At 63.1% G+C, this 1,335-nt stretch carries 1 protein-coding gene; it reads right to left on the bottom strand.

Annotation, left to right across the window (positions count from 1 at the left end; genetic code table 11):
* Positions 1-1,232 (bottom strand): ISNCY family transposase (locus CFB39_RS39050; protein WP_089477034.1); only part of this gene is annotated, 1,232 nt, incomplete at its 3' end.
* Positions 1,233-1,335 lie beyond the last annotated feature (103 nt).

Below are 1,335 nucleotides of genomic sequence, written 5' to 3'. Positions count from 1 at the left end.
CGTTGCGCCTGAAGCGCTTGCGCGACCTCCAGCACATGACTCAAGCGCTTGTGCTCCACGACTGCGCCTTGATCGATTTCGGTTAGGCGATCGTACTGTCTGTAGTCCAATACCCGGTCGTCAGCCCGTAGTTCAATCCGTCCATCCGGGTACTCCCACACCTCGATCTGCCGGTCGATCAGCTTCCGGTTGACCGGCGTATCGTCCAGCAAGTACATCACCCGGTCGTACTGAACCGTGAGCGACTTCGTCACTTTCCGCGGCTCACGCCACGTCAGCGCCCGCTCCAGGCTCTCGTCGGTCCGTAACGGCCGATGCGCATTGAAGTCGCTCTTTGGCGGCTTCGCGAAGCGCGTGTTGTAGGCGGCCATGAAGGAGGGCGCGTAAGCGTTGGCGTCGGCCACCGTGTTGATCTCGCGCAATCGCATCTCCTTGACCAGCCGATCCTGCAACGTCAGGTGCGCTCGCTCCACGCGCCCCTTGGCCGAGCTGCTGTTCGCGCAGAACGTGTCGATGTTCAGCTCGTACATCGCCCGGCCAAACGGCGTCACGCGATTGCCAGTCTTGCCCGGCTTCACGTTGCGAAACACGCTGGCCTTGTCGCTGTAAAACGCTCCCGGCTTGCCATGGCGTTCGATGTACGCCCGCGTTGCCTCGAAGTAGCTGAAGGTCGACTCCGTCTGCGTGAAGTGCAGCATCATCAGCCGGCTCGTCGCGTCATCCACATACACCAGCAGCGTGCAGGCCGGCGCCCGTTCCTCGAACCATCGATGGTCGCTGCCGTCGATCTGGATCAGTTCACCCAGGCACGCACGACGCGCTCGTGGCTGGTAGACCTTCGGGGGGCGTTGCCGCCGCGGAATCCAGAGCCCAGCATCCGTCATCAGCTTCCTGACCGTTTCCTTGGCCAGCCGAATGCCGTGACATTCCCAGAGCTTCTCGCAGGCCAACGTCGGCCCGAAATCGGCGTAGCGGTCACGGATGATCGACAGCGCCCGGTCGGCGGCTCCCGGGTCGAGACGGCGGTTGCCGGGCTTCGCTCGGTGTCCCGACACCAATCCCGCCGCGCCGTGCTCACGAAGCCGGGCGACCAGTCGGCGAACCTGGCGTGTCGTCAACTCCAGCCGTTCCGCTGCACGCCATGGCTTGAGCTTGCCGTCCGCTACGTCCTGAATGACCTTGAACCTGTCTAGCTCCCGCATCGTCATCGTGATCCGCTCCGTTGCAGCCATTGCAGCCTCCGGCGCCGGACACCCGGCGGCCGGTCAGCTTACGCGGCCCGAAAGCGGACATTTCTATGTAGCCAAAAGCGGACATTTCAATCTAGCCACTACA

The sequence above is a fragment of the Burkholderia sp. AU6039 genome (genome assembly GCF_002223365.1).
Taxonomy (GTDB): Bacteria; Pseudomonadota; Gammaproteobacteria; order Burkholderiales; family Burkholderiaceae; genus Burkholderia.
This window is presented reverse-complemented; position numbering and strand designations above follow the sequence as displayed.